The following is a 19,632-nucleotide window of genomic DNA, read 5'->3' on the forward strand; positions in this document are numbered from 1 at the left end:
ATCGATAGATGAGCGACAGACGCCATGAGTGGATCAGCAAACGGGCCTATGCGATCTGGGAAGAACAGGGCCGCCCTGACGGCCGGGACGGCGAACATTGGCGCCAGGCAGTCGCCGAGCGGGACGCGCTGGAACGCACGCAGGCCTCCGTCGATGGACGCGAGGTGCTAGTGAAGTTCCGCCCGAAGCCGCAACGGCCGGAACTGCCGCGCGACGGCTGGCTCACCCCGCCCGCCAAGGCCGGCTGATCCGACGGCCAACCGCGAGATTCTGCACGGCGCCGCTCAATTGCACTGCATCCCGGATGCCGATGGCGGCCTCGTCCTTCGAGGCCCCTGCGGGGCGCCTCAGGATGAGGGCGGAGAGAAGGTGTGGCTTGTCTGACGATGGCGGAGAGAGGGGCCGGCTTGCCTCATCGACTGCGGACAGAGGCGCGGTTTGCCTCACCGCAGAACGGAGCGGCGCGTCGAAGGGGAGCGTCGATAATGGCACAGTCCAACCCTTTCCCCGAACACCGCTGTTTCCGCTTGAAACACTTCATCAAGCATATTGGCACAAATCCATGGAGTACGGGTTTTTCTTTCACCCGCCTGCGACATTGCCGCTCGACACTCCCGTCGCAAAATCGGAAACGGAACAGGGATGAAAAACTGCGCATGCGCGAAGCGTGATTCCATCCGGCCGCGGCGCTGATTGATGCCCGGCCGGAGCCTCTCAGGTCGGGGAAAACCTCACACTGCCCGCCGGGGCGGACCATGTCAGAAGGCGTTGTTTTCCTGGCAAAGCGCCCGGTGGACCTCGGTCCAGAACAGCGCCAGCGGGGTGTCGCCGTTGCGTTCGGCAACAAGGGCGCGGATCAACGCTTCGGAACCTGCCATGTCCTGCCAGCTGGATTTCAGGCCTTTGGCGGCCTGTCGGCATTCGGCAATCTCGAACGGTCTCTTGCTGTCCATATGAGGTCTCCTCATGAAGGCGCTAGCAGGCGGCGGCCGGATTGTCATTCCCCGCATATGTGGGGATGCCTTGTATTTATGACGGTCCTCGCGGTAGGATTGAGGGAACTGGGACAATGGAAATGATCGAGAATACCTACAGCGACAAGTTCGAACCCGCTTTCGAACAGATCAAGGCTGCAACCAATGTGGATGCCGCCATCCGTATTCTCCAGGCCGAATATGGCCTCGATTTCGTGACCTACCATCTCGCCCAGACGATCGCGAGCAAGATCGATTCCCCCTTCGTGCGCACCACCTATCCGGATTCCTGGGTCTCCCGCTACCTCTTGAACAGCTATGTGAAGGTCGATCCGATCGTCAAGCAGGGTTTCGAGCGCCAGCTGCCCTTCGACTGGAGCGAAGTCGAGCCGACGCCGGAAGCCTATGCCATGCTGGTCGACGCCCAGAAGCACGGCATCGGCGGCAACGGCTATTCCATTCCCGTCGCCGACAAGGCGCAGCGCCGCGCGCTCTTGTCGCTGAACGCCCGCATACCGGCCGAGGAATGGGCCGAGCTTGTGCGCCGCTGCCGCAACGAATGGATCGAGATCGCCCATCTGATCCACCGCAAGGCCGTCTATGAGCTGCATGGCGAGAATGATCCGGTGCCGACATTGTCGCCGCGCGAGATCGAGTGCCTGCACTGGACGGCGCTCGGCAAGGACTACAAGGATATCTCGGTGATATTGGGCATATCGGAGCACACGACGCGCGATTACCTGAAAACCGCCCGCTTTAAGCTCGGCTGCGCCACGATTTCGGCCGCCGCCTCGCGGGCCGTGCAGTTGCGCATCATCAATCCCTGAGAATCGGAATCGATTTTCCGAAAATACGACGTGTCGATTCAAAAGCCGAAGGATCGCGATCTTCCCGGCTGCGCCTCGTCTTCGCCTGTCGCGACCCCATCCTCATACTTTTGGGCTAATCCCCCCATCTGAGGGGGCCCATCTGAGGGAATTTCCGATCCGGCCTGCCTGAACCATTCTGCTCCTCACGAACTGCAAACGCTGGAGGGCAAAATGTTCGTTATCATTCAGGCACATGAGTATCAGAAACACGCCGCCGTACTCGAGCAGATGTTTCGCCTTCGCAAGAAGGTCTTCGCCGACCAGCTCGGCTGGGACGTACCCGTCATCGGCCCCTACGAACGCGACAGCTACGATTCGCTTTCTCCGGCCTACCTCGTTTGGTGCAACGACAGCCGCACGCGCCTTTATGGCGGCATGCGCCTGATGCCGACGACCGGTCCGACGCTTCTCTACGACGTCTTCCGTGAGACCTTTCCGGCTGCCGCCGATCTCGTCGCCCCGGGCATCTGGGAAGGCACGCGCATGTGCATCGACGAGGAGGCGATCGCCAGGGATTTCCCCAATATCGATCCCGGCCGCGCCTTCTCGATGATGTTGCTGGCGCTGTGCGAATGCGCGCTCGATCACGGCATCCATACGATGATTTCCAACTACGAACCCTATCTCAAGCGCGTCTACAAACGTGCAGGCGCCGAAGTGGAAGAACTCGGCCGCGCCGACGGCTACGGCAAGTATCCCGTCTGCTGCGGCGCCTTCGAAGTGTCTGACCGCGTGCTGCGCAAGATGCGCGCCGCCCTCGGCCTGACCCAACCCCTTTATGTCAGACATGTTCCGGCCCGCTCGGTCGTGACGCAATTCCTGGAGATGGCAGCATGAAACGCCTCGTTGAAACCGCAACACCGAAAGACATCTCCGCCCTGGAGCGCCATGTCCTCGCATCCCGCGACATCGCCACGCAGATAGGGGATCCCTTCCTCTCCTATCTGCTTTCGATGGCGCTGTTCACAATCTATGAAAAGAAGGCTCAGCATGAGAATGAGGCGCTGAAGAGCAGCTTCGGCTGAGGGTGCGGTCCCCTCCGCCGCACCTGAAGAGGGGCACGCCTCGCAGCGCCTCGCGCGCGGCCGCAAAACCTGTCCCCGTTTTGCGGCTGCGCGCCCCCGGTCACCTCGGGTCGTCAACACATCAGGGACATCATGCCATCAGGGAATCGATCGTCGCAATCAACGTGTCGTGCATATAGGGCTTCGGCAGGAAGGCGGCATTGGCGGGCAGCGCCATCGGATCGAGACGCACCATGCCCGAGGTGATGATGATGCCGATATTCGGCCGCATCGCCCTCACCCGCCTGGCAAGCTGGATCCCATCCATCGAGCCGGCCATGTTGACGTCGGTGAACAGAATGTCGACATCCTGCCGGCCCTTCAGCACCACCAGCGCCTCATCCGCATTCGCCGCCTCCAGCGCCACATGGCCGACATCCTCCAGCACATCGAGGATATTGAACCGGATCAGCGGCTCATCCTCCACGATGAGCACCACGGCACTGTTCGAAGCCACCATCTGCAATCGCCCTTTTCATGCGGAATCTGATTCGAATAAGTCTTTCCGCCATGCGAAGGTTCCAGTCCTTTTGCCCACGAAATACGCATCATCCACAGATGTTGTCCTGCCCGCTTGTGGCTCCCTGCAATTTGGGCTAGAGCGAACCGATGCTGCGGGAACCATTGCCCCGGCATCCAGGTGCCGTCACCGGCGCCAAGGGCCTGTAGCTCAATGGTTAGAGCCGGCGGCTCATAACCGCTTGGTTGGGGGTTCGAGTCCCTCCGGGCCCACCAATTCTATCTCGCCAACTACCCGGCAGCGTTTGAATTAAGCTGGACGAGTCACGGCGGCCTCCGCCTAGCAAATAAACGTGTGGGATCGATTTCAGACTACTTGGTGGCGAACGCGCAGATCGCTACACTAGATCTTCCGCTGACAAACTATATCCGCGAGGTCAACCTTGGCTATCACCGCCTTCATTTCCTACTCGCACGCCGACTCGAAGCATCTCGAAAGGCTTCATAAGCATATGGCCCAGCTTCTCAGAGACGAAGTCTTCGAGACGTGGACGGATCACGCCATCCTCGCCGGGTCGAAACTCGACAACGAGGTCTTCACGGCCCTCCGGTCAAGCCAAGTCTTCATAGCACTCGTCAGCCCGGACTATCTAGCCTCTAACTATTGCTATGAGAGAGAATTCGAAGAGGCGCAGAAGCTCGAAGCGGCTGGAAAGCTGCACATTGTGCCCGTGATCGTTGAACCCTGCGACTGGCTATCTTCGCCCTTCAGTACGCGCATGGCGCTGCCAACGGATGGCAAGCCGATACCGGAGTGGACAAACGAAAATGTCGCGTATCTGAACGTCATCCAAGGGCTTCGAGCCGTCGCGACATCCACGTACAAAAAGACTTCGAATCCTCTTGGCGAGCGCGCTACACCGGAAGTGGGCGGTCGCCGCTTGAAGATCAAACAAGAATTCGACACCATCCAGCGGCGAGATTTCGCGGACGAGGCGTTCCGCGTCATTCGAGAGTATTTCAAGACGTCGTGTGAGGAACTGGATCAGGCCGAGGACCTCCGCGCCCGTTTTGAAAACATGGGCGATAATTCATTCACATGCACTGTAGTCAATCGCGGCTACAAGGGCGGCCGAGACGCACACATCACTGTCCACAACAGCAAGGGCAGCCGCCATCACTTCGGCGACATCAATTACTCATGGCAATCTCATGGCGAATCCAACACGTCGAATGGCTCCGTTCAAGTTGATGCTGACGAGTACAACATGTTCCTGTCATTGAACGAATTCATCAGCAACGACAAGAAGCGATACGATGCGAAGCAGGTAGCAGACGCTCTCTGGCTCGAGTTCACCAAACAGGCAGGAATTGAATATGACTGAGGTCAAGCGCTTCCAATGCCTCAACTGCGGGCATCGATTTGAAATCGATGTTTTGACCACTGAGGAGAAGAAAGAGGCGAAGCGGAAGGACGAACCTGTCTATCCTGTCGCTTGCGCGCAATGCCGCAGGACGGATGTGAGGCCGGGTTGGGGTTAGATACTCGGCTCAAGCCTCCCCGATATACTGAATGGACCGATCTCCCTTTGTGACGGCATCAAAGACTTCTAGACCGGATGCCGCCAACATATCGTTCCAGATGGCATTCATGTCGTCGAAAGCTTGGTCGAGGAAGTCCTTTGTGACATACTTCTCCCATGATGCCTGCTGGAAAGGAAGGGCTTCCAGTTCCTCGTGTGTGGTGATCAGCTCGTCTTCCTTGCGCGTAATGATCTCAGGTTTGCCGTGAGCGAGCTGATCCCGTAGCGCCTTGAGGTCTTTCACTGTCTTGTAGGGGCGTTTCCCGAAATCCACCTTCAAGCCCACATGCTTGGCGACGATCTTAATCTTGGCTTTGATCTGATCCCGTTCGTCCCACTTCGTCGGGGCAAGCTTCCATCCGAAGAAATTCACATGGGCCTCCATCGCGAAGGCGATTATGATGAGGCATGCGGTCATCTCTAAGCCGACGCCTTCGCGGTCATCCTTCGCAAGCCGCTCCGCGATCCGCTGACGAAAATAGAAGGCCGTGTTGGCGAGATTATTGTGCACGAAGATTTCTTGCTTGTGGTGCAGCTTCACCTTTATCTTGCGCACGCGATCCCCCCGGTCTTCTGAAAGCGGTCATAGCATCCTTCGCCACCTTTATTGCGCCGCTGCGGGGAAGAAAATTGGATGAGTTGATCTTCCGCGGAATGATGGTTCAAACACCAGCGCTAGATCGTTGGTGGCGTCTGACCGAGCGCTTTTCAACCAGCTCCTGCCATCAGGCTATGAGATCGGGGGCCGATGCTACTGAGCAATCAGAGGATTTTGCTGACATTGCCATGGAACGCAAAAGCCCCTCATGGCTGGGCTTCTTATCGCTGATCCAACTTGACAGTTCTTAGAACTTCACGCCGATCCCGAATTTGAGTTCGTGCTGGTTGAGGTCGACATCGACACCGAGAATGTCTTTCTCGCCGAAGTCGTTATACCGATACTCGCCGCGGGCGAAGATGTTGTTGGTGATGGCAAAGTCGACGCCCGCGCCGACCGTGTAACCGTTGAAGGTCTCCGTTTCCTTGTCGGATCCCGGCAGGTCTACGTATCCGCGCGTGGCGGTCCAACCAGCCGCACCATAAAGCAGCGCCCTATCAAAGGCATAGCCGACACGACCACGAACAGCGCCGGCCCAATCAGTCCCGACATCCGCCCCCAGCGCTTCCTCTTCGTTCCAGTTGTATTCGAGGTTGCCCTCGATACCGACAACGATGTTGTTGTCGAACTGGAAATTGTAACCCGCAAATGCACCGAAGACGCCGCCGTTAAAGTCCTGAGAATCGCTGGCGCCGCCGGCGCTGAAGTCACCGTTTAGCCAACTGGCGCCGCCATCGATGCCGAGATAGGGGCCTGACCAGGTGAAAGCTGGCGCAGCCGCAACAGGTGCGGCCGGCACGTCCTGCACGGCATCCGCTGCAAATGCGCCCGTTGCGACAAGTGCTAGAAAAGTGGTGGCGATCGTGAGCTTCATGTTCGTGACCCCATGTCTTACAACACAACTGCAGGCTACAGCCTAACTCAACAAATAGCTGTAACGCCAAAGACACACTCGCAGAACCATACGGTAGAGAACATATCCGCCGAAGCGGTCGTGGCAAGTATCGCGGCTTCTAATAACTGCAAGACCGCCCATCGCCAGGTCTAAACCCATCGGCGCAGGCATGATTCAGGGGCGACTCTCCTGATAGTAACCGCCGCTGATCGACGACGTCTGATCGACGCTTGCCGTCGTACAGGCCGAAATGATCGTTAAAAGGCTGATCAGCGTTCCGGTCGCGATAAAGGCGAAAAATCGGTTCATCTGAGGCTCTCCTTCGGAAGGGCAGGCCTTGCCCCAAGCCGGCAATCTACCACGCCGCGGCGAGAACCGGCGTTGATTCATGGCATCGGCTGCTCTTGCCGGCCTCTTGTAACGCTAAAGTGATCGCCTTTCCGCCCATCTTTTCAAGCCCATGCGCTGTCACATAACTGTCATGCAAAATTGCCCATTGTTATGGCAGCCTGCGCAAAATATATGCCGCCGGCTAACAAAAAAAAGAATGAGTGAACTGCCATGAGCATACAGAAACTTTTCAACCGCAATCTCCTGACCCGTTTCGTCGCCGGTCTCGGTGCGGTTCCCCAGCGCATTCGCGAAGCCCGCGAAGAGCGCAAGCCCGCGATTCATCCCTCCTTCATGGATGATTTCGGCGCCTGACGCGTGGCAAGCCGCCGCCGGCGGCTCCTAATCGAGCGGCGGCGGACAATTCTTTTCGGAACCAGATTCGATCGACCGGCCGGCCTTCGTCCCGCCCGCCAATCCTGCCGAACTCGACATAGCCGAGTGTCGGATAAGGAGGACGCTTTACCGTGTCCGCCCTCTGCCGCGGGCCTACCGGGGCCGGCGCAGCACCCCCCTCCTCCCGCACCCTCACATTTTTCTCCCGATCCGCATCCGCCCCTTCCCTTCCGCCGCAATAGCTTCACAATCAACCGACAGAAAGCTCATCCGGGAAACGACAACTAGGGAATGAAACATGGCGCCGATTCTGTCCAAGACACTTGTGATGACTGCTCTTCTGGCCCTGCCGCTCGGCAGTGCCGCACCCGCCTTGGCGCAAGAGGCAAAGCCGCGAGAGGCGGTGATATCGGTGACGGGCGACGGCGAATCGGCCGTGGCGCCCGATATGGCCATCGTCAATCTCGCCGTCGTCAAGCAGGCGAAGACCGCCCGTGAAGCGCTCGACGAGAACAACAAGGCGATGAACGACGTGCTGAAGGCGCTGAAGGACGGCGGTATCGCCGAGCGCGATCTGCAGACATCAGGCTTCTCCATCCAGCCCCAGTATAATTATCCGCAGCCGGTCGACGGCCAGCAGCAGCAGCCGCAGCTGATCGGCTACCAGACGATCAACTCGGTCACCGTGCGCCTGCGCGATCTTTCCAAGCTCGGCCAGGTGATCGACCAGTCCGTCACGCTCGGTATCAACCAGGGCGGCGACATCCAGTTCACCAACGACAAGCCGGAAGCGGCGTTCGAAGAAGCGCGCAAGAACGCCGTCGCCGAGGCCGTCAAGAAAGCGAAAACGCTGAGCGAAGCCGCAGGCGTCAAGCTCGGCCGTATCATCGAAATCAACGAGAATGTGCCGCGCCCGCTGCCGCAGCCCGCTTATCGCGCCACGATGATGAAGGAAGCCGACGTAGCCGCCGTCCCCGTCCAAGGCGGCGAGAACAATTACACTGTCAGCGTCACCGTGACCTTCGCCATCGAGCAGTAAATGGAAGCGGCAGCGCGTCTATTTGAGGGCGCGCGATAGGCAGCAGATCCGCGGCAGGTTGATGCTGCGCGTTTGCGCCGGTGCCGCCGAGACCCCTCCCCACAAGGGGGCGGGGCTTAGAGCTTTTCCGGGTTAGCTTGAAGCATTCTGCCGGGGCAGGGTTTCGTCAGGGCAGAGGCGATTGGCGATGGGCATACCTCCAGGTACGTCCGAGCCGATCGCCTCTGATCCTGGCGGAAACATGCCCGGCCCATCGGCCGCACCGCTTCGCCGCGGCGAAGCGATCAGTGCGTCCGGCGCTTTTGAGTCTTGCAGATTTGCCTGGCAAATCTGCGGGAGGGTTGACTGAAACGGGCCGGCTGATCGACCGGCCGGCTTGGCCGTAGAGCTGGGCTACGACGCGCGCCGGCCGGTCGACCATCCGACTCCGTTTGAGCCAACAGAATGCTTCAATCTAACCCGGAAAAGCTCTAGATGCCGCAAACTGCGCGCAAAGGAATCCCACAAAAGAAAACCGCCCTTGCCGATCGGGGAGACTGGCAAAGGCGGTTCTGGTGGCCGCACCGGGGAGACGAGGCCCGTATTCTGCAAAAATCAGCGGCGCAAAGCGGGGCAGCCGCGGACGTTGGCGAAGCTCATTTCGTCGGGGCCTCGGCGGGTCCAGCCCTGGACGATGACGCGGCGCGGGGTGATGTCGACGACGCGCGGACGGCGGAAGCCCCAATCGCGGGCGAGATCTTCGGCCAGCCGCGGATCGCAGCCGCGCGGGCGGCGCCGGTCGAAGCCCGGCGGCGGAGGCGGACGGCGATAATCGCGCGGCGGATCACGATCCTGATCGCCGATAATGATACTGAATTGGGCGGCCGCCGGGACCACCGTGCCGGCAAGCGTACCGGCGGCAAGCATGGCGGCAAGACCCGCCTTTGCCAGAAACTGCATCATCGAAAAACCTTTCGTTCTATAGTCGGTGCGGTCGAGCCGCCCTCCCCACTCTCCGCATCACGCCGAAGAGTCAGTGGAATCACTTATACAAACCAGAGAAGAGACGGCTGAAAGTGTCGCCGTCAAGGCAAAAGGGGCGGCAAGCGCATGTCGGCGCTTGCCGTTCCGGTGTTCAGCGCCGGATCAGCGGGCAACCGCGGACATTGGCGAAGACCATCCTGTCCCAGCCGCGACGGTCGCGCCCGGCGACGACGACGACACGCGGCGACATGCGGGTAATGTGGGCTCTGCGCAGGCCGAAATCGCGCGCCTTGCGCACGGCGTGCATCGGCGAGCAGCCGCGGATCGGACGATGATATTGCGCCTCGACGATGAAGTTCGTCTGCGGCCCTGCGGCTGCCGCCGTGGAAACAGTGGCCGGAATGGATGAGAGCGCGAGCACTGCGGCAAGGCAAGCCTTGGTGAGGAAATGCGTCATGGAGTGTCTCCGTCGATTGGTCTTTTAAGCTCTCCCTTCAGGGATTGCCTCGACACTAAACGCGGCAAGCTGAATGCTGTTCGAACTGGCCATTCAGTTTGCATTCACAAGAAGATGAGCGGTTTTCGACGGCTCTTCTTTCGATCGGGATTCGCCCGATCTCTCGTCCGAGGGAGACCGCTCATCACCCGCCCCCGTCCTTCGAGGCTCCGGCCTATGGCCTACGCGTCTCAGGATGAGGGCTGATCGGTGTGCCTGTGGCCGGTGGGTTGTTCGATGTGCCGTAGCTTCGGCAAAGACGCGCGGCGACCTCAGCCCCCGAGATGCAGCACGATTTCGCGCCGGTGCGGCCGGTCGCGGTGTTCGAAGAGATAGAGGCCCTGCCAGGTGCCGAGCGTCAAGCGTCCCCTGGCGACCGGAATGCCGATCGACACCTGCGTCAGCGCCGCCTTGATATGCGCCGGCATGTCGTCCGGGCCCTCGGCCCTGTGCACGACCCAGCCCATCGATGGATCGGAGGCCGGCGGCACCAGCCGGCGGAAGAAGGCGAGAAGATCGGTCCGCACGTCGGGATCGGCATTTTCCTGGATCAGCAGCGAACAGGATGTGTGGCGCACGAAGACGGTGAGAAGCCCCTCCTCCCGTCCCGAGGCGCTGACGAAGGCCTCCGCCTGATCGGTGAATTCGTAAAGTCCCTGGCCGCGGGTGGACAGGGTGAGGATTGTCTGGGGCACGGGCGCTCTCCGTCTCGCAATGACATTGTTCGCGAGTTGGCGCGCCATGACGGCCAAGTCAATGGCCGTCGCACGGGCAGATCGATGCCCGCCACCCGATCAGGGCCCGTTCACCAGCTTGAGGATGAGCTGCTGGATGTTGCCGCCGTCGCCCATTTCGACCTTGTCGAAGTCGCGGCCGCGCTGGCGCTGCCGCGCGGAAATCTCGCCGAGGCGCCGGGTCAGCTCAACCCTGATCTTCTGGCAATCGGGGTCATCGGCAACCGTGAAGCCGACGCTCATCGCCTCGATTTCCTTGACCATGTCCTTGATGGTTTCGCCATGCACCCGCTCATGTGCGGCAACGCCTGAAATGAAGCCATCCCAGCTGCTCTTGACGGCAGCCGGCAGCGCGGCCGAGGGCTTCGGCAGCGTGTAGGTGATGATGAGCTTCGGCCGGTTGGTGACGATGACGCAGGCATTGCCCTGCGGCTCGTATTTGCGGGTCCAGGTCAGCTTGAACGTCGTATGCGCGATCACTCGGCCGGTGACTCCGGCCTTCGGCCCGTGCTCGCCGATCGATTCGTAGAGCGCGGCACCCGACGTGCCCGAGATTGCATAGGGCCGCACCTCTTCCACTGCCTGCCATCCCTCGGCCAGTGCTGCCGCCGGCAGCGAGGCGAAAAACGCCGCCAACATGCAAGATATGAATTTTGCCCTCACGCGCATCCCCGCTAGCAATGTTTTGCGCGACCCTAACGGGAGCGGTCGAAGCGTTCAACGCATCATGCATCGGCAGGCATCATTCCAAGGTTCAGCGGGATGGCCGAACCATGTCGATCCGGCCAGTATTTTCCATAGGTTCAATGGCTAGCCCCGGAACAATTGTCTTCGTCGGTGATTTCCCTTCTGACGCGCAGGAAAGAACATGGCTCGCTACTATTTCGATCTACACAATGCGGAAGGTCCAACGCGCGACGAGCACGGTACCGAGCTCAAGTCTCGTGAGGACATTCCAAAAGAGGTGACCCGCATCCTGCTGGATGTGGCCCGCGACGAACTGCCCGCGGGTGATCGCATGACGATCGCCGTCACCGTCCGCGACGAAAACGGCGAACCGGTCACGGTTGCCAGCCTCGTCTTCAGCAACGAATGGCTCGACGTCCTGCGATAAGGGCTGACGTCGGCCGCCTCAGAAGGTGCCGGCTTCCGGAGAAGCCATTTCCTCGATGCTGTCGACGCGGTCGGGATAGAAGGCGAGATGGCCTTTGATGTTGCTGACGGCGGCATTCGGCGCTTCATAGGTCCAGACGGCATTCTCAGCGCGTTCGCCGCCCCGAATGATGCTGTAATAAGCGGCGTCGCCCTTATAGGGGCAATGCGTGCGGTGATCGGTGCGCTGCAGCAGCGACATGTCGACATCCTTACTCGGAATATATTGCACCGGCGGATAAGAGGCTTCGCGCAGCGTAAGCGCGTCGCGGCTGTCGGCGACTGTCCTGCCGCCGAGCGTGACGACGACGCGGCAGGGATTGTGCTCGACGGTGATCGGGTGATCCGGCCCGGGGATCTTGATCGATTTATCTGACATGCGGTTCGTCTCCGGAAGCGATCGATCCCGGGAAGATAGGGCGGGCATGCCGCCAGCCCAAGATGTAAACGCTCCCTTCACGGGCGCGATCCGCTTCAGAACTCGAAACGCGGCGATCCTGCGCTGAGCAGCGCCACTTTCGCCGCCGCCGGCCAGGCCTTCCCCAGCTGATCCGCGAGTGTTGCCATCAGCCTGGCGATATCCGCCTCGGCCGACGCATGCAGCGCCTCGGCAACGATCAGCACCGACCGCGTCGTTTGCCGCACCGCCGAAAGCCCGCTCTGTCGGTTCGTCCAGCGCCGCGCATGGGCGCTTCCCCCGCCATCGGCGAAGATCACCTCGTTCGGCTCGGGATGTTCGATGTCGCCGCCGAAAGTCAGATAGGTCTCATGCCCCGTTGCATGCCGCACCTCGAGATCACCGGCGATCTTTTCGACATCGAAGACGGCAATGGGAATGGCGAAGGCGAGCGAGACCGCATTGCAGAGATCGACGAGCGGATGCAGGCGCGGCAGCGCGCGCTCCTGGCGGAAGCGGCGCAGCAGCGCCTCGGAGGCCGAGCGATACTGCGTCGGCTTCAAGCCCATACGGGAAAAACCGCGCCGCCAGGCCTGGATCTCCGGGAACTCGCTTTCCTGGGCTTCCGCGAGGCGGGCCACGGCGATCGCGCTGAAACTTACGATCGCCTCTTCGACGTCTGCCGACGCGTCAATGCCATCGGCATAAAGCGCACCGGCGGCAAGCTCCGGAAAAGCCTGCCATATCGCGTCGGAATGGCTGAACTGCATGATCATTTCCCTTCGATGAATTTCTTGCGGCTTCCGGCAAAGGCAAGCCCGGACACGGCCGCCAGCACGCAGGCGATGCCGGCGATCTGGTTGAAGCCGATCGGCTCGCCGAGGAGGACGAAGGCGAGCATGACGGCCGAAACCGGCGCAAGCGCGGTGAAGGGCGCGGCTTCGGTGCCGCTCACCCTCTCTGCCCCCGCATACCAGAGCAAAAAGCCACCGACGGTCGGCACCAGGGCGTAATAGACGACGGCAGCGGCAGCGCTTTCGGCAAACCCATGAACGGGCGCCTCGAAAATGGCCGGAACGATCGAGACGACGAAACCGATGCCGGTCATCAGCGTCGACTGGGCAAGCGGCGGAATGTCGGCCGTCAGCCGCTTGTTCAAGAGAATGAACAAGCCCTCGCAGATGACCGCGAGGAAAATCAGCAGATTGCCGGCAAGCGACCCGCCAGTCGCCCCCGGCGTGAAGGCGATCGAAAACACGCCGGCGCTCGCCAGCGCCACCGCCAGAAGCAGGGCGCGCCCCGGCCGTTCGCGCAGCACCAGGATCGAAACCGCCGCCGCGACCACCGGTAGCGTGCCGATGATGACGCCCGCATCGGCGGCCGAAGTCAGGCTGAGGCCCGATATCAGCAGCGTCGTATAGCCGACACTCCCGGCGCCGGCCTGAATGACGAGGATGAGACGGTCGTGGCTGGAGAGCTTCGGTACCCGGGCGCCGCTTGCCCGCATCAGCAGGAAAAAGACGGGAAGAGCGAGGGCGAAGCGCAAGGCGGTGGCCGTGAAGGGCGGCAGTCCTGACGCGATGATCTTGCTCGCAACGACAGTGCTGCCGACCGTCAGCATGGCCAGCGCCAGATAGAAATAGCCTTGAACCTGTCTCGACATTCCGCGCCTCCGATTGGATACGCCAAGGAAACAGCAGCGACCGGCCGGGGTCTTGAACGAAATTGCAGGCGTATGACCGAAGGTGGCCAGCCCCGTCCTTCGAGGCCCCTGCGGGGCGCCTCAGGATGAGGCTGGAGAGAGGTCGCAGCTGCGGCACCACGGAATCAGCCTTCCACCGCTCAGAGAAAAGCGCCGCCGGCATAAAGCCGCGGCGACAGTCCGTATTTGCGTACGAAGACGCGTGTCATGTGGCTCTGGTCGGCAAAGCCGCTGGCAAAGGCGGCTTCCGCAAGCGGCGTGCCCTCAGCGATCAGCCGCCGGGCGAGATGGATGCGGGCCTGGACGAGATAGGCATGCGGCGTCAGTCCCGTCGCCTTGGCGAAGCCGCGCAGCAGCTGGAAACGGCTGAGGCCGCTTTCCCGGGAAAGATCGGCCAGCGAGACGGCGGCAAGCGGATCGTCGTCGATCAGATCCCGCGCCGCGCGGATGGATGACGGCACCGGCGGCCTCTCCTCGCTGCCGTCGCCTTCCCGCATGACATGGGCGACGAGTTGCAGAAGCAGTTCCTCGCAGAGCAGCCCGTCGGCAGCACTTGCGGTCACCGCGCGAAACAGCGTTTCGAAGCGGGTGGCGATCGCCGCATCGCGAATGACGGGATGGGAGATTTCCGAGCGCTTTGCGCCGATCTCTTGCGAGAGGCCGGTGACGATCTCGGGATCGAAATAGAGGATGCGCCACGACCGGCGCTCGCCGATCGGCGCGCCGTCATGCACCTCGTTCGGATTGACGGTGATGATATCACCGGCCTCGGCCTCCACCACGCCGCGCCCGCTGAGCGATTTCTGCGCCCCCGATGAAACGAGGCCGATGCCGAACTGCTCATGCGTGTGCCTGGCGAAACTGTGAGGCGTTTCGGCTTCCACCGCTTCGACGCCTGTCAGCGCCGAGCGCAGCATCCTGAACTGGTTTTTCGGCATTTCACATCCGCAGGTTCGATGCCGTCAACTCTGCCAGCCGCGCATTGATGATGCAATCGTCTAGAAGAACTCGTCGAGCAGCTGATAATAACCGAGCCTTGCCGGATCAGGCGCCGGCAGGCCGTAACGATCGAGAAAGGGCTGCACCAGCGCCTCGCCGAAATTATAGGCGATGCTGCGGCAGGCGAGCGCAATATCCTGATAGCGGTCGGCGACGCCGAGGCGGCTGCAATCGATATAGCCGAAGAATTGGCCGCGGGAAGCGACGAAGTTCGGCAGGCAGGCGTCGCCATGGGTAACGACGAGATCCTCATTGGTTGGCCTCATGCTTTCGAGCGCGGCGAAAAGTTCGGCAGCCCTTTTCCCAAGCCGCGCCGGATCGAAATCCTCCTCGTCGACGATTCCCGCTTCCATACGTGCCTTGGCCACCGGCAGGCGCATTTCCAGGCGGTGGTCGAACGGACAGGAAGCAATCGGCAGGCGATGAAGATCGAGCAGTGCCTCCGCCAGCAATTCGACGCGCGCGAGCGGCATCAGCGCCGAAGCGCTGGCGAGATCGGTTCCCGGCAGCGCGCTCACCAGCAGCCAGTTACGCTCGCCGTCGCTTTCCCGGGCGATCACCTCCGGGCATGGCAGGCGGCAACCCTTGAGCCAGGCAAGCCGGGCCGCCTCATCGGCAAGTTCGCCGAACCGCCCCGCCGCCTCGACCTTCAGATAAAGCGCCGGCAGGCCCTCGCCTTCGAGCCGAAAGACGCTCGCGGCGGAACGGCCGAGCGCCTCCCGTTCCATCCGATAGCCGGACAGACGGGCAGCAAGCGGGCCAGGCAATCTCTCGAAAGATGTCAATGCAGCGTTTCGGCGGGCGCAGCTTCGACCAGGATCTCAAGGGCCTCTTCGAGGGCCGCCACCAGAATATCGGTCAGCTCGTCGCCTTTGTTTTCCAGGAACAGCGCAGCCACGGCTTCGTCATGACGCTCCAGAAAACGCTCGATCTCGTTTGACATATCATTGTCCCTTCTTCACCGTACCATCACGGCCATAGGGAGAGGCTAGATGCGGTTCCTTGCGTGTGGCTTGTTGGGGGCTCGTGCCACGTGAAGATCAGTACTTCAGGAAGCCCCGGCTTTTCCATTGGCTTTTTGGAATTTTGTCTCCAATGTCGAAACGGAAGGATATTACCTTCCTGGCATCATTATCGACTTGACATATCAAGGTAACGTCGTACCACGAGCCTGAACTCTGGAAGGCGCCGCCCGTGCCATTAAGAATATTCCCTTTCGTGACACGCGGAAAAGAAGGCAGGAAATCCGGCTTATACCCCGCCGGAGCATGGATCAGCTGCTGCTGAAGCTCGGTCTGGCAGAGCGCATTGATGCGCGCAGCTCGAGGTAGATTCTTAATGGCGTTCCTAATCATCGGATCAGCCGTAGCCTTCTCGGAATACAGTATCTTTGCCTCTGTAAGCTCTTCCGATTTGCTGACCTTAGCTTCCGCGGTAACAGGAGGCGTCGGCGCCGTTTCCTTTGGGTGCTCCGCTTGCTCCAAATTCGTCCTTGCCTCGTCCAATCCGACGCCGTCCGGCTCGTTTTTTTCCGGATTGACTTCAGCAATTTGCACCTGTGGCAGTTCGATATCCTGAGGCACGGCATTCGCCGCAGGCATTGTCTTCGAAACCTCGGATTTTTCGGGCTGCGGCGGCTCGACGGGTGCGCTTGCCGGTTTCACGTCGGCAATGGATGGCTTCGGTGCATCCGCATGCCGCGGCAATGCCTGTTCCTGTTGTTCCGGCGCAGTATCCTTGTCGGCAAACTCAGGGACTGAATGCGAGATGCTTTGCATCGGGGTGCTCGGCTCAGGCTTTACAGCGTCTGACGGCGGCGGCGGCGGTGGCGGGGGCGGAGGAGGCGGTGGTGGCGGCGGTTGCTTCTTGGCCTGTTCCGGCGGCTTCGGCTCCGGCGGCTTCTCGGGCTTCTTTTCTTCCGGCTTCTTCTCCTCCGGCGGCGGGACGAGCTCCACCTTCACGCTCTCGTCTTCAGGCGGCTTCGGCTCGATCTTCGGCAGGCCGAAAATGAGAAGGGCGATGAGCGGCACGTGCAGAAGCACGGACGCGCCGACGCCCCAGCGGATTTCAGGCCGCTGTTCTGGCGCTTCATGCGCTTCTGCCGGTTCGACGTCTTCTTCTGTCACAGCAGCGATGTGGCCTTTAAAGCCGGCAGCATCAAGCCACAAAAGCAAAAAACCGCGTGATCGCTGCCACGCGATTTCGAGCCGCGCCTTAGCTAATATCCGAACCGGCTTGAGCAGAGTCAGCCGAGCGAGCCGATGAGATCCCGATAGGCAGCCTCCGGGAACGCCTTCAGCGTCTCGGTGCGGACATTGCCCGCCATGGCGAGCGACAGCGTAAAATGCGCCATCACCGCATCATCGGGCGCCTCGCAGACCGCGACCATGTCGTGTCCGCCCATCGTCAGATAGAATTGGTTGAAGGAGCCGCCGACGCCGGCGAGCAGTTTTTTCGCCGCGTCCAGCCGTTTTGTCGAGTCGCGAACAGTACGGATGCCTTGGTCAGTCCAATCGATCAAAAGAATGTAAGTGGTCATGTCGCACCTCCTAACGGAGGATTGGCCGACAGGTACACATCGACCTCGCTCGCGCGTCGCGATCGATCCCTTCCCCCGTGGGCCGCGATTATAGCCTTGTCACCAGGCGGGGACAAGAAAGCCGCCATGATCATTGGTGTTAATCACAAAGCAAAAGCCGAGCATAAAGCCCGGCTTTTTCAACTCGCAACGGCATTAAAACCTAGCTGTCGAGGAACGAGCGCAGCTTTCTCGAGCGGCTCGGATGCTTGAGCTTGCGCAGCGCCTTCGCCTCGATCTGGCGGATACGTTCGCGGGTGACCGAGAACTGCTGGCCGACTTCTTCGAGCGTGTGGTCGGTGTTCATGCCGATGCCGAAGCGCATGCGCAGGACACGTTCCTCGCGCGGCGTCAGCGAGGCGAGAACGCGGGTCGTCGTCTCGCGCAGGTTCGCCTGGATGGCGGCGTCGATCGGCAGCAGCGCGTTCTTGTCCTCGATGAAATCGCCGAGATGCGAATCCTCTTCGTCGCCCACCGGGGTTTCGAGCGAGATCGGCTCCTTGGCGATCTTCAGGACCTTGCGGACCTTTTCGAGCGGCATGGCGAGCTTTTCGGCCAGTTCTTCCGGCGTCGGCTCGCGACCGATCTCGTGCAGCATCTGGCGCGAGGTCCGGACGATCTTGTTGATCGTCTCGATCATGTGCACCGGAATGCGGATCGTGCGGGCCTGGTCGGCGATAGAACGGGTGATCGCCTGACGGATCCACCACGTCGCATAGGTCGAGAACTTGTAACCGCGGCGGTATTCGAACTTGTCGACCGCCTTCATCAGACCGATATTGCCTTCCTGGATGAGATCGAGGAACTGCAGGCCGCGGTTCGTGTACTTCTTGGCGATCGAGATGACGAGGCGAAGGTTCGCTTCGACCATTTCCTTCTTGGCGATGCGGGCTTCGCGCTCGCCCTTCTGCACCATGTGCACGATGCGGCGGAATTCCGAGATCGAGATGCCGGTTTCCGTCGCGAGATTCTGGATCTCCTGGCGGATGTCGCGGATCGTCGTATTCTCGGCCTTGGCGAATTCCTTCCAGCCGCGAGCGGCCAGATTGCCGATCGACTTCATCCAGTTCGGATCAAGCTCGGCGCCCTGATACTGCTCCAGGAACGAGTCGCGCTTGACGCCGTAGGATTCGGCCAGGCGCAGCAGGCGGCCTTCGTTCTGCACGAGGCGCTTGTTGATGTCATAGAGCTGCTCGACCAGTGCATCGATGCGGTTCTGGTTGAGCGACAGCGACTTGACCGCCTTGATCAGCTCGTCCTTGAGCTCCTTGTAGCGGCGCTCCTGGGCGGAAGACAGCGTGCCGGTGGCGGCAAGGCGCTGCTCGACCTGCTGGTCCTGCAGCTTGCGCAGCTTCTTGTAGGTCTCGGCAATGATGTCGAGCGTTTCCATGACCTGCGGACGCAGCTCGGCTTCCATCGCGGCGAGAGAGAGGTTGGATTCGTCCTCGTCCTCTTCCTCCTCTTCGGGAGGCAGGCCTTCGCCGCCGACATCGGTGATGTCGTCGTCGCCGGAGCGGGCGCGCCGGGTCTTTTCCTTCTCTTCCGCCGCCTTGCGGTCGGCCTCGATCTTCTCGGGGCTCTGGAACTGCGGCGCGGCCTTGGCTTCCGGACCGGAATAGGTCGTCTCGAGATCGATGATCTCGCGCAGCAGCGTCGTGCCTTCGTTGAGTTCGTCGCGCCAGATGATCAGGGCCTGGAAGGTCAGCGGGCTCTCACAGAGGCCCGCGATCATCGTCTCGCGGCCGGCTTCGATGCGCTTGGCGATCGCGATTTCGCCTTCGCGCGACAGCAGCTCCACCGAGCCCATCTCGCGCAGATACATGCGTACCGGATCGTCGGTACGGTCGGTCGGCTCTTTCTTCTTGGCGGTCGCAAGCGCGGTGCCGGCCGAAGGCGCGAGCTCGCCGCCTTCGCTGTCCTCATCACCGCCGGCGTCGTCGTCATCGCCACCGCCGGAAGCACCAGCCTCTTCGGCTTCCTCGTCCTCGATGACGTTGATGCCCATGTCCGACAGCATCGACATCGTGTCTTCGATCTGCTCGGAGGTCACTTCTTCGGACGGCAGGACGGCGTTGAGCTCATCCATCGTCACATAGCCGCGCTTCTTGGCGGCCTTGATCATCTTCTTGACCGCATCGTCGGAAAGATCGAGAAGAGGGCCGTCGCTTGCGCCGTCGCGTTCGACTTCCGCGTCTTCGTTCTCTTTGACCTTGGTTGCCATTTATATCGTCGCCTTCCTGACGCTATCCAATCTCGCTACGGTGAATGGGCCGTCTCAGGGCCTGACGCGCCGCTCGCGTCGCCCTTGAATCACCTAGGCCCACCTAACGGGATGACATTTAAAGTCTGATTAACCACGATCGCCGGTACCGGACAGCAAAGCTTTCTTGCCTTTGGATTTCCG

The 19,632-nt window shown here is 61.0% G+C and carries 26 protein-coding genes, 1 tRNA gene and 1 pseudogene; 10 read left to right on the forward strand and 18 right to left on the reverse strand.

All coding sequences use genetic code 11. The features are described from left to right. Nucleotides 1–8: 8 nt before the first annotated feature. A complete protein-coding gene (locus tag AMK00_RS14960) occupies nt 9–248 on the forward strand; it encodes a DUF2934 domain-containing protein (protein WP_011426157.1) in 240 nt (79 codons plus the stop codon). 510 nt (nt 249–758) lie between these two features. On the opposite strand, the gene AMK00_RS14965 is transcribed toward AMK00_RS14960, so the two are convergent. Next, nucleotides 759–953 carry a hypothetical protein gene (locus AMK00_RS14965; protein ID WP_020921837.1) on the reverse strand — a complete coding sequence of 65 codons (195 nt, stop codon included), beginning with the start codon at nt 951–953 and terminating at the stop codon, nt 759–761. Between the two features lie 122 nt (nt 954–1,075). Here AMK00_RS14965 and AMK00_RS14970 point away from each other — a divergent pair, with 122 nt between their 5' ends. The 3 genes from AMK00_RS14970 (at nt 1,076) to AMK00_RS14980 (ending at nt 2,868) form a co-directional block, all read left to right on the forward strand. Next, a complete protein-coding gene (locus AMK00_RS14970) occupies nt 1,076–1,801 on the forward strand; it encodes a LuxR family transcriptional regulator (RefSeq protein ID WP_064806251.1) in 726 nt (241 codons plus the stop codon). A gap of 213 nt (nt 1,802–2,014) precedes the next feature. Beyond that, nucleotides 2,015–2,680, forward strand: a complete 666-nt coding sequence (locus tag AMK00_RS14975; protein ID WP_064803923.1) for an acyl-homoserine-lactone synthase — start codon at nt 2,015–2,017, stop codon at nt 2,678–2,680. Then, nucleotides 2,677–2,868: a hypothetical protein gene (locus AMK00_RS14980; protein WP_020921840.1), complete on the forward strand. Its 192-nt coding sequence runs from the start codon at nt 2,677–2,679 to the stop codon at nt 2,866–2,868. Before AMK00_RS14975 ends, AMK00_RS14980 begins: the two co-directional genes overlap by 4 nt. A gap of 130 nt (nt 2,869–2,998) precedes the next feature. Here the strand turns inward: AMK00_RS14980 and AMK00_RS14985 are convergent, their stop codons facing one another. Beyond that, entirely contained in the window at nt 2,999–3,367 is a 369-nt protein-coding gene (locus tag AMK00_RS14985; RefSeq protein ID WP_064803928.1) for a response regulator, read from the reverse strand. Between the two features lie 199 nt (nt 3,368–3,566). Between AMK00_RS14985 and AMK00_RS14990 the strand changes: the two genes are divergently transcribed. Both AMK00_RS14990 and AMK00_RS14995 read left to right on the forward strand, forming a co-directional pair. Beyond that, a tRNA-Ile gene (locus AMK00_RS14990) sits at nt 3,567–3,642 on the forward strand. A gap of 167 nt (nt 3,643–3,809) precedes the next feature. Further along, nucleotides 3,810–4,751 carry a toll/interleukin-1 receptor domain-containing protein gene (locus AMK00_RS14995; RefSeq protein ID WP_064803930.1) on the forward strand — a complete coding sequence of 314 codons (942 nt, stop codon included), beginning with the start codon at nt 3,810–3,812 and terminating at the stop codon, nt 4,749–4,751. A gap of 166 nt (nt 4,752–4,917) precedes the next feature. Here AMK00_RS14995 and AMK00_RS15000 read toward each other — a convergent pair whose 3' ends face one another. Beyond that, the gene (locus AMK00_RS15000) at nt 4,918–5,505 is read right to left on the reverse strand and encodes a hypothetical protein (RefSeq protein ID WP_064810876.1); all 588 of its coding nucleotides are present in this window, start codon (nt 5,503–5,505) and stop codon (nt 4,918–4,920) included. A 74-nt stretch (nt 5,506–5,579) separates the two neighbouring features. Between AMK00_RS15000 and AMK00_RS15005 the strand changes: the two genes are divergently transcribed. Further along, nucleotides 5,580–5,798, forward strand: coding sequence for a hypothetical protein (locus tag AMK00_RS15005; protein WP_064810879.1), 219 nt, complete (start codon nt 5,580–5,582; stop codon nt 5,796–5,798). Here AMK00_RS15005 and AMK00_RS15010 read toward each other — a convergent pair. Together AMK00_RS15010 and AMK00_RS15015 are read right to left on the reverse strand one after the other, a co-directional pair. Further along, nucleotides 5,795–6,421, reverse strand: a complete 627-nt coding sequence (locus AMK00_RS15010) for an outer membrane protein (protein WP_064803934.1) — start codon at nt 6,419–6,421, stop codon at nt 5,795–5,797. The genes AMK00_RS15005 and AMK00_RS15010 overlap by 4 nt on opposite strands. Nucleotides 6,422–6,560: 139 nt before the next feature. After that, nucleotides 6,561–6,751 (reverse strand): annotated as a pseudogene (locus tag AMK00_RS15015) (hypothetical protein). A 252-nt stretch (nt 6,752–7,003) separates the two neighbouring features. Between AMK00_RS15015 and AMK00_RS32585 the strand changes: the two are divergent. Both AMK00_RS32585 and AMK00_RS15020 read left to right on the forward strand, forming a co-directional pair. After that, the gene (locus AMK00_RS32585; protein WP_164517803.1) at nt 7,004–7,147 is read left to right on the forward strand and encodes a hypothetical protein; all 144 of its coding nucleotides are present in this window, start codon (nt 7,004–7,006) and stop codon (nt 7,145–7,147) included. Nucleotides 7,148–7,466: 319 nt separating this feature from the next. Further along, nucleotides 7,467–8,207: an SIMPL domain-containing protein gene (locus AMK00_RS15020; RefSeq protein WP_064810881.1), complete on the forward strand. Its 741-nt coding sequence runs from the start codon at nt 7,467–7,469 to the stop codon at nt 8,205–8,207. A gap of 594 nt (nt 8,208–8,801) precedes the next feature. Here the strand turns inward: AMK00_RS15020 and AMK00_RS15025 are convergent. The 4 genes from AMK00_RS15025 to AMK00_RS15040 all read right to left on the reverse strand — a co-directional run bounded on the left by AMK00_RS15025 (nt 8,802) and on the right by AMK00_RS15040 (nt 11,069). Continuing rightward, a complete protein-coding gene (locus AMK00_RS15025) occupies nt 8,802–9,149 on the reverse strand; it encodes a hypothetical protein (protein ID WP_064803940.1) in 348 nt (115 codons plus the stop codon). Between the two features lie 172 nt (nt 9,150–9,321). Continuing rightward, nucleotides 9,322–9,627, reverse strand: a complete 306-nt coding sequence (locus AMK00_RS15030) for a hypothetical protein (RefSeq protein WP_064803942.1) — start codon at nt 9,625–9,627, stop codon at nt 9,322–9,324. A 311-nt stretch (nt 9,628–9,938) separates the two neighbouring features. Further along, on the reverse strand, nt 9,939–10,361 hold the full coding sequence (locus AMK00_RS15035; RefSeq protein ID WP_064803944.1) for a secondary thiamine-phosphate synthase enzyme YjbQ: 423 nt from the start codon (nt 10,359–10,361) through the stop codon (nt 9,939–9,941). Between the two features lie 99 nt (nt 10,362–10,460). Next, nucleotides 10,461–11,069 carry a DUF922 domain-containing Zn-dependent protease gene (locus AMK00_RS15040; RefSeq protein WP_189636972.1) on the reverse strand — a complete coding sequence of 203 codons (609 nt, stop codon included), beginning with the start codon at nt 11,067–11,069 and terminating at the stop codon, nt 10,461–10,463. 199 nt (nt 11,070–11,268) lie between these two features. Between AMK00_RS15040 and AMK00_RS15045 the strand changes: the two genes are divergently transcribed. Further along, on the forward strand, nt 11,269–11,514 hold the full coding sequence (locus AMK00_RS15045) for a DUF6894 family protein (RefSeq protein WP_064803946.1): 246 nt from the start codon (nt 11,269–11,271) through the stop codon (nt 11,512–11,514). Between the two features lie 18 nt (nt 11,515–11,532). Here the strand turns inward: AMK00_RS15045 and AMK00_RS15050 are convergent, their stop codons facing one another. From AMK00_RS15050 to rpoD, 9 genes are all read right to left on the reverse strand, one after another. Continuing rightward, a complete protein-coding gene (locus tag AMK00_RS15050; protein WP_064803947.1) occupies nt 11,533–11,931 on the reverse strand; it encodes a DUF427 domain-containing protein in 399 nt (132 codons plus the stop codon). Nucleotides 11,932–12,026: 95 nt separating this feature from the next. Then, nucleotides 12,027–12,719 (reverse strand): B3/B4 domain-containing protein, encoded by a 693-nt coding sequence (locus tag AMK00_RS15055; protein WP_064803949.1) that lies wholly within the window; start codon nt 12,717–12,719, stop codon nt 12,027–12,029. A gap of 2 nt (nt 12,720–12,721) precedes the next feature. Next, on the reverse strand, nt 12,722–13,612 hold the full coding sequence (locus AMK00_RS15060) for a DMT family transporter (protein ID WP_064803951.1): 891 nt from the start codon (nt 13,610–13,612) through the stop codon (nt 12,722–12,724). A 179-nt stretch (nt 13,613–13,791) separates the two neighbouring features. After that, nucleotides 13,792–14,589, reverse strand: coding sequence for an AraC family transcriptional regulator (locus AMK00_RS15065; protein ID WP_064810883.1), 798 nt, complete (start codon nt 14,587–14,589; stop codon nt 13,792–13,794). A gap of 60 nt (nt 14,590–14,649) precedes the next feature. Then, a complete protein-coding gene (locus tag AMK00_RS15070) occupies nt 14,650–15,378 on the reverse strand; it encodes an APH(3') family aminoglycoside O-phosphotransferase (RefSeq protein ID WP_237350477.1) in 729 nt (242 codons plus the stop codon). Between the two features lie 53 nt (nt 15,379–15,431). Beyond that, nucleotides 15,432–15,593, reverse strand: a complete 162-nt coding sequence (locus AMK00_RS32590) for a hypothetical protein (RefSeq protein WP_167377197.1) — start codon at nt 15,591–15,593, stop codon at nt 15,432–15,434. Between the two features lie 97 nt (nt 15,594–15,690). Further along, on the reverse strand, nt 15,691–16,818 hold the full coding sequence (locus tag AMK00_RS15075; protein ID WP_167377208.1) for a DUF930 domain-containing protein: 1,128 nt from the start codon (nt 16,816–16,818) through the stop codon (nt 15,691–15,693). A gap of 77 nt (nt 16,819–16,895) precedes the next feature. Next, the gene (locus AMK00_RS15080) at nt 16,896–17,189 is read right to left on the reverse strand and encodes a GYD domain-containing protein (RefSeq protein ID WP_004677701.1); all 294 of its coding nucleotides are present in this window, start codon (nt 17,187–17,189) and stop codon (nt 16,896–16,898) included. Between the two features lie 202 nt (nt 17,190–17,391). Beyond that, nucleotides 17,392–19,449 carry an RNA polymerase sigma factor RpoD gene (gene rpoD / locus AMK00_RS15085; RefSeq protein WP_011426193.1) on the reverse strand — a complete coding sequence of 686 codons (2,058 nt, stop codon included), beginning with the start codon at nt 19,447–19,449 and terminating at the stop codon, nt 17,392–17,394. Between the last annotated feature and the right edge of the window lie 183 nt (nt 19,450–19,632).

Source organism: Rhizobium sp. N621 (genome assembly GCF_001664325.1).
Taxonomy (GTDB): domain Bacteria; phylum Pseudomonadota; class Alphaproteobacteria; order Rhizobiales; family Rhizobiaceae; genus Rhizobium; species Rhizobium esperanzae.

Excerpts from the sequence above, each read along its gene's own strand:
- AMK00_RS14960 (WP_011426157.1), top strand. The coding sequence starts at position 9 with ATGAGCGACAGACGCCATGAGTGGATCAGCAAACGGGCCTATGCGATC.
- AMK00_RS14965 (WP_020921837.1), bottom strand. The coding sequence starts at position 953 with ATGGACAGCAAGAGACCGTTCGAGATTGCCGAATGCCGACAGGCCGCC.
- AMK00_RS14970 (WP_064806251.1), top strand. The coding sequence starts at position 1,076 with ATGATCGAGAATACCTACAGCGACAAGTTCGAACCCGCTTTCGAACAG.
- AMK00_RS14975 (WP_064803923.1), top strand. The coding sequence starts at position 2,015 with ATGTTCGTTATCATTCAGGCACATGAGTATCAGAAACACGCCGCCGTA.
- AMK00_RS14980 (WP_020921840.1), top strand. The coding sequence starts at position 2,677 with ATGAAACGCCTCGTTGAAACCGCAACACCGAAAGACATCTCCGCCCTG.
- AMK00_RS14985 (WP_064803928.1), bottom strand. The coding sequence starts at position 3,367 with ATGGTGGCTTCGAACAGTGCCGTGGTGCTCATCGTGGAGGATGAGCCG.
- AMK00_RS15010 (WP_064803934.1), bottom strand. The coding sequence starts at position 6,421 with ATGAAGCTCACGATCGCCACCACTTTTCTAGCACTTGTCGCAACGGGC.
- AMK00_RS32585 (WP_164517803.1), top strand. The coding sequence starts at position 7,004 with ATGAGCATACAGAAACTTTTCAACCGCAATCTCCTGACCCGTTTCGTC.
- AMK00_RS15020 (WP_064810881.1), top strand. The coding sequence starts at position 7,467 with ATGGCGCCGATTCTGTCCAAGACACTTGTGATGACTGCTCTTCTGGCC.
- AMK00_RS15025 (WP_064803940.1), bottom strand. The coding sequence starts at position 9,149 with ATGATGCAGTTTCTGGCAAAGGCGGGTCTTGCCGCCATGCTTGCCGCC.
- AMK00_RS15030 (WP_064803942.1), bottom strand. The coding sequence starts at position 9,627 with ATGACGCATTTCCTCACCAAGGCTTGCCTTGCCGCAGTGCTCGCGCTC.
- AMK00_RS15040 (WP_189636972.1), bottom strand. The coding sequence starts at position 11,069 with ATGCGCGTGAGGGCAAAATTCATATCTTGCATGTTGGCGGCGTTTTTC.
- AMK00_RS15045 (WP_064803946.1), top strand. The coding sequence starts at position 11,269 with ATGGCTCGCTACTATTTCGATCTACACAATGCGGAAGGTCCAACGCGC.
- AMK00_RS15050 (WP_064803947.1), bottom strand. The coding sequence starts at position 11,931 with ATGTCAGATAAATCGATCAAGATCCCCGGGCCGGATCACCCGATCACC.
- AMK00_RS15055 (WP_064803949.1), bottom strand. The coding sequence starts at position 12,719 with ATGCAGTTCAGCCATTCCGACGCGATATGGCAGGCTTTTCCGGAGCTT.
- AMK00_RS15060 (WP_064803951.1), bottom strand. The coding sequence starts at position 13,612 with ATGTCGAGACAGGTTCAAGGCTATTTCTATCTGGCGCTGGCCATGCTG.
- AMK00_RS15065 (WP_064810883.1), bottom strand. The coding sequence starts at position 14,589 with ATGCCGAAAAACCAGTTCAGGATGCTGCGCTCGGCGCTGACAGGCGTC.
- AMK00_RS15070 (WP_237350477.1), bottom strand. The coding sequence starts at position 15,378 with ATGGAACGGGAGGCGCTCGGCCGTTCCGCCGCGAGCGTCTTTCGGCTC.
- AMK00_RS32590 (WP_167377197.1), bottom strand. The coding sequence starts at position 15,593 with ATGTCAAACGAGATCGAGCGTTTTCTGGAGCGTCATGACGAAGCCGTG.
- AMK00_RS15080 (WP_004677701.1), bottom strand. The coding sequence starts at position 17,189 with ATGACCACTTACATTCTTTTGATCGATTGGACTGACCAAGGCATCCGT.
- rpoD (WP_011426193.1), bottom strand. The coding sequence starts at position 19,449 with ATGGCAACCAAGGTCAAAGAGAACGAAGACGCGGAAGTCGAACGCGAC.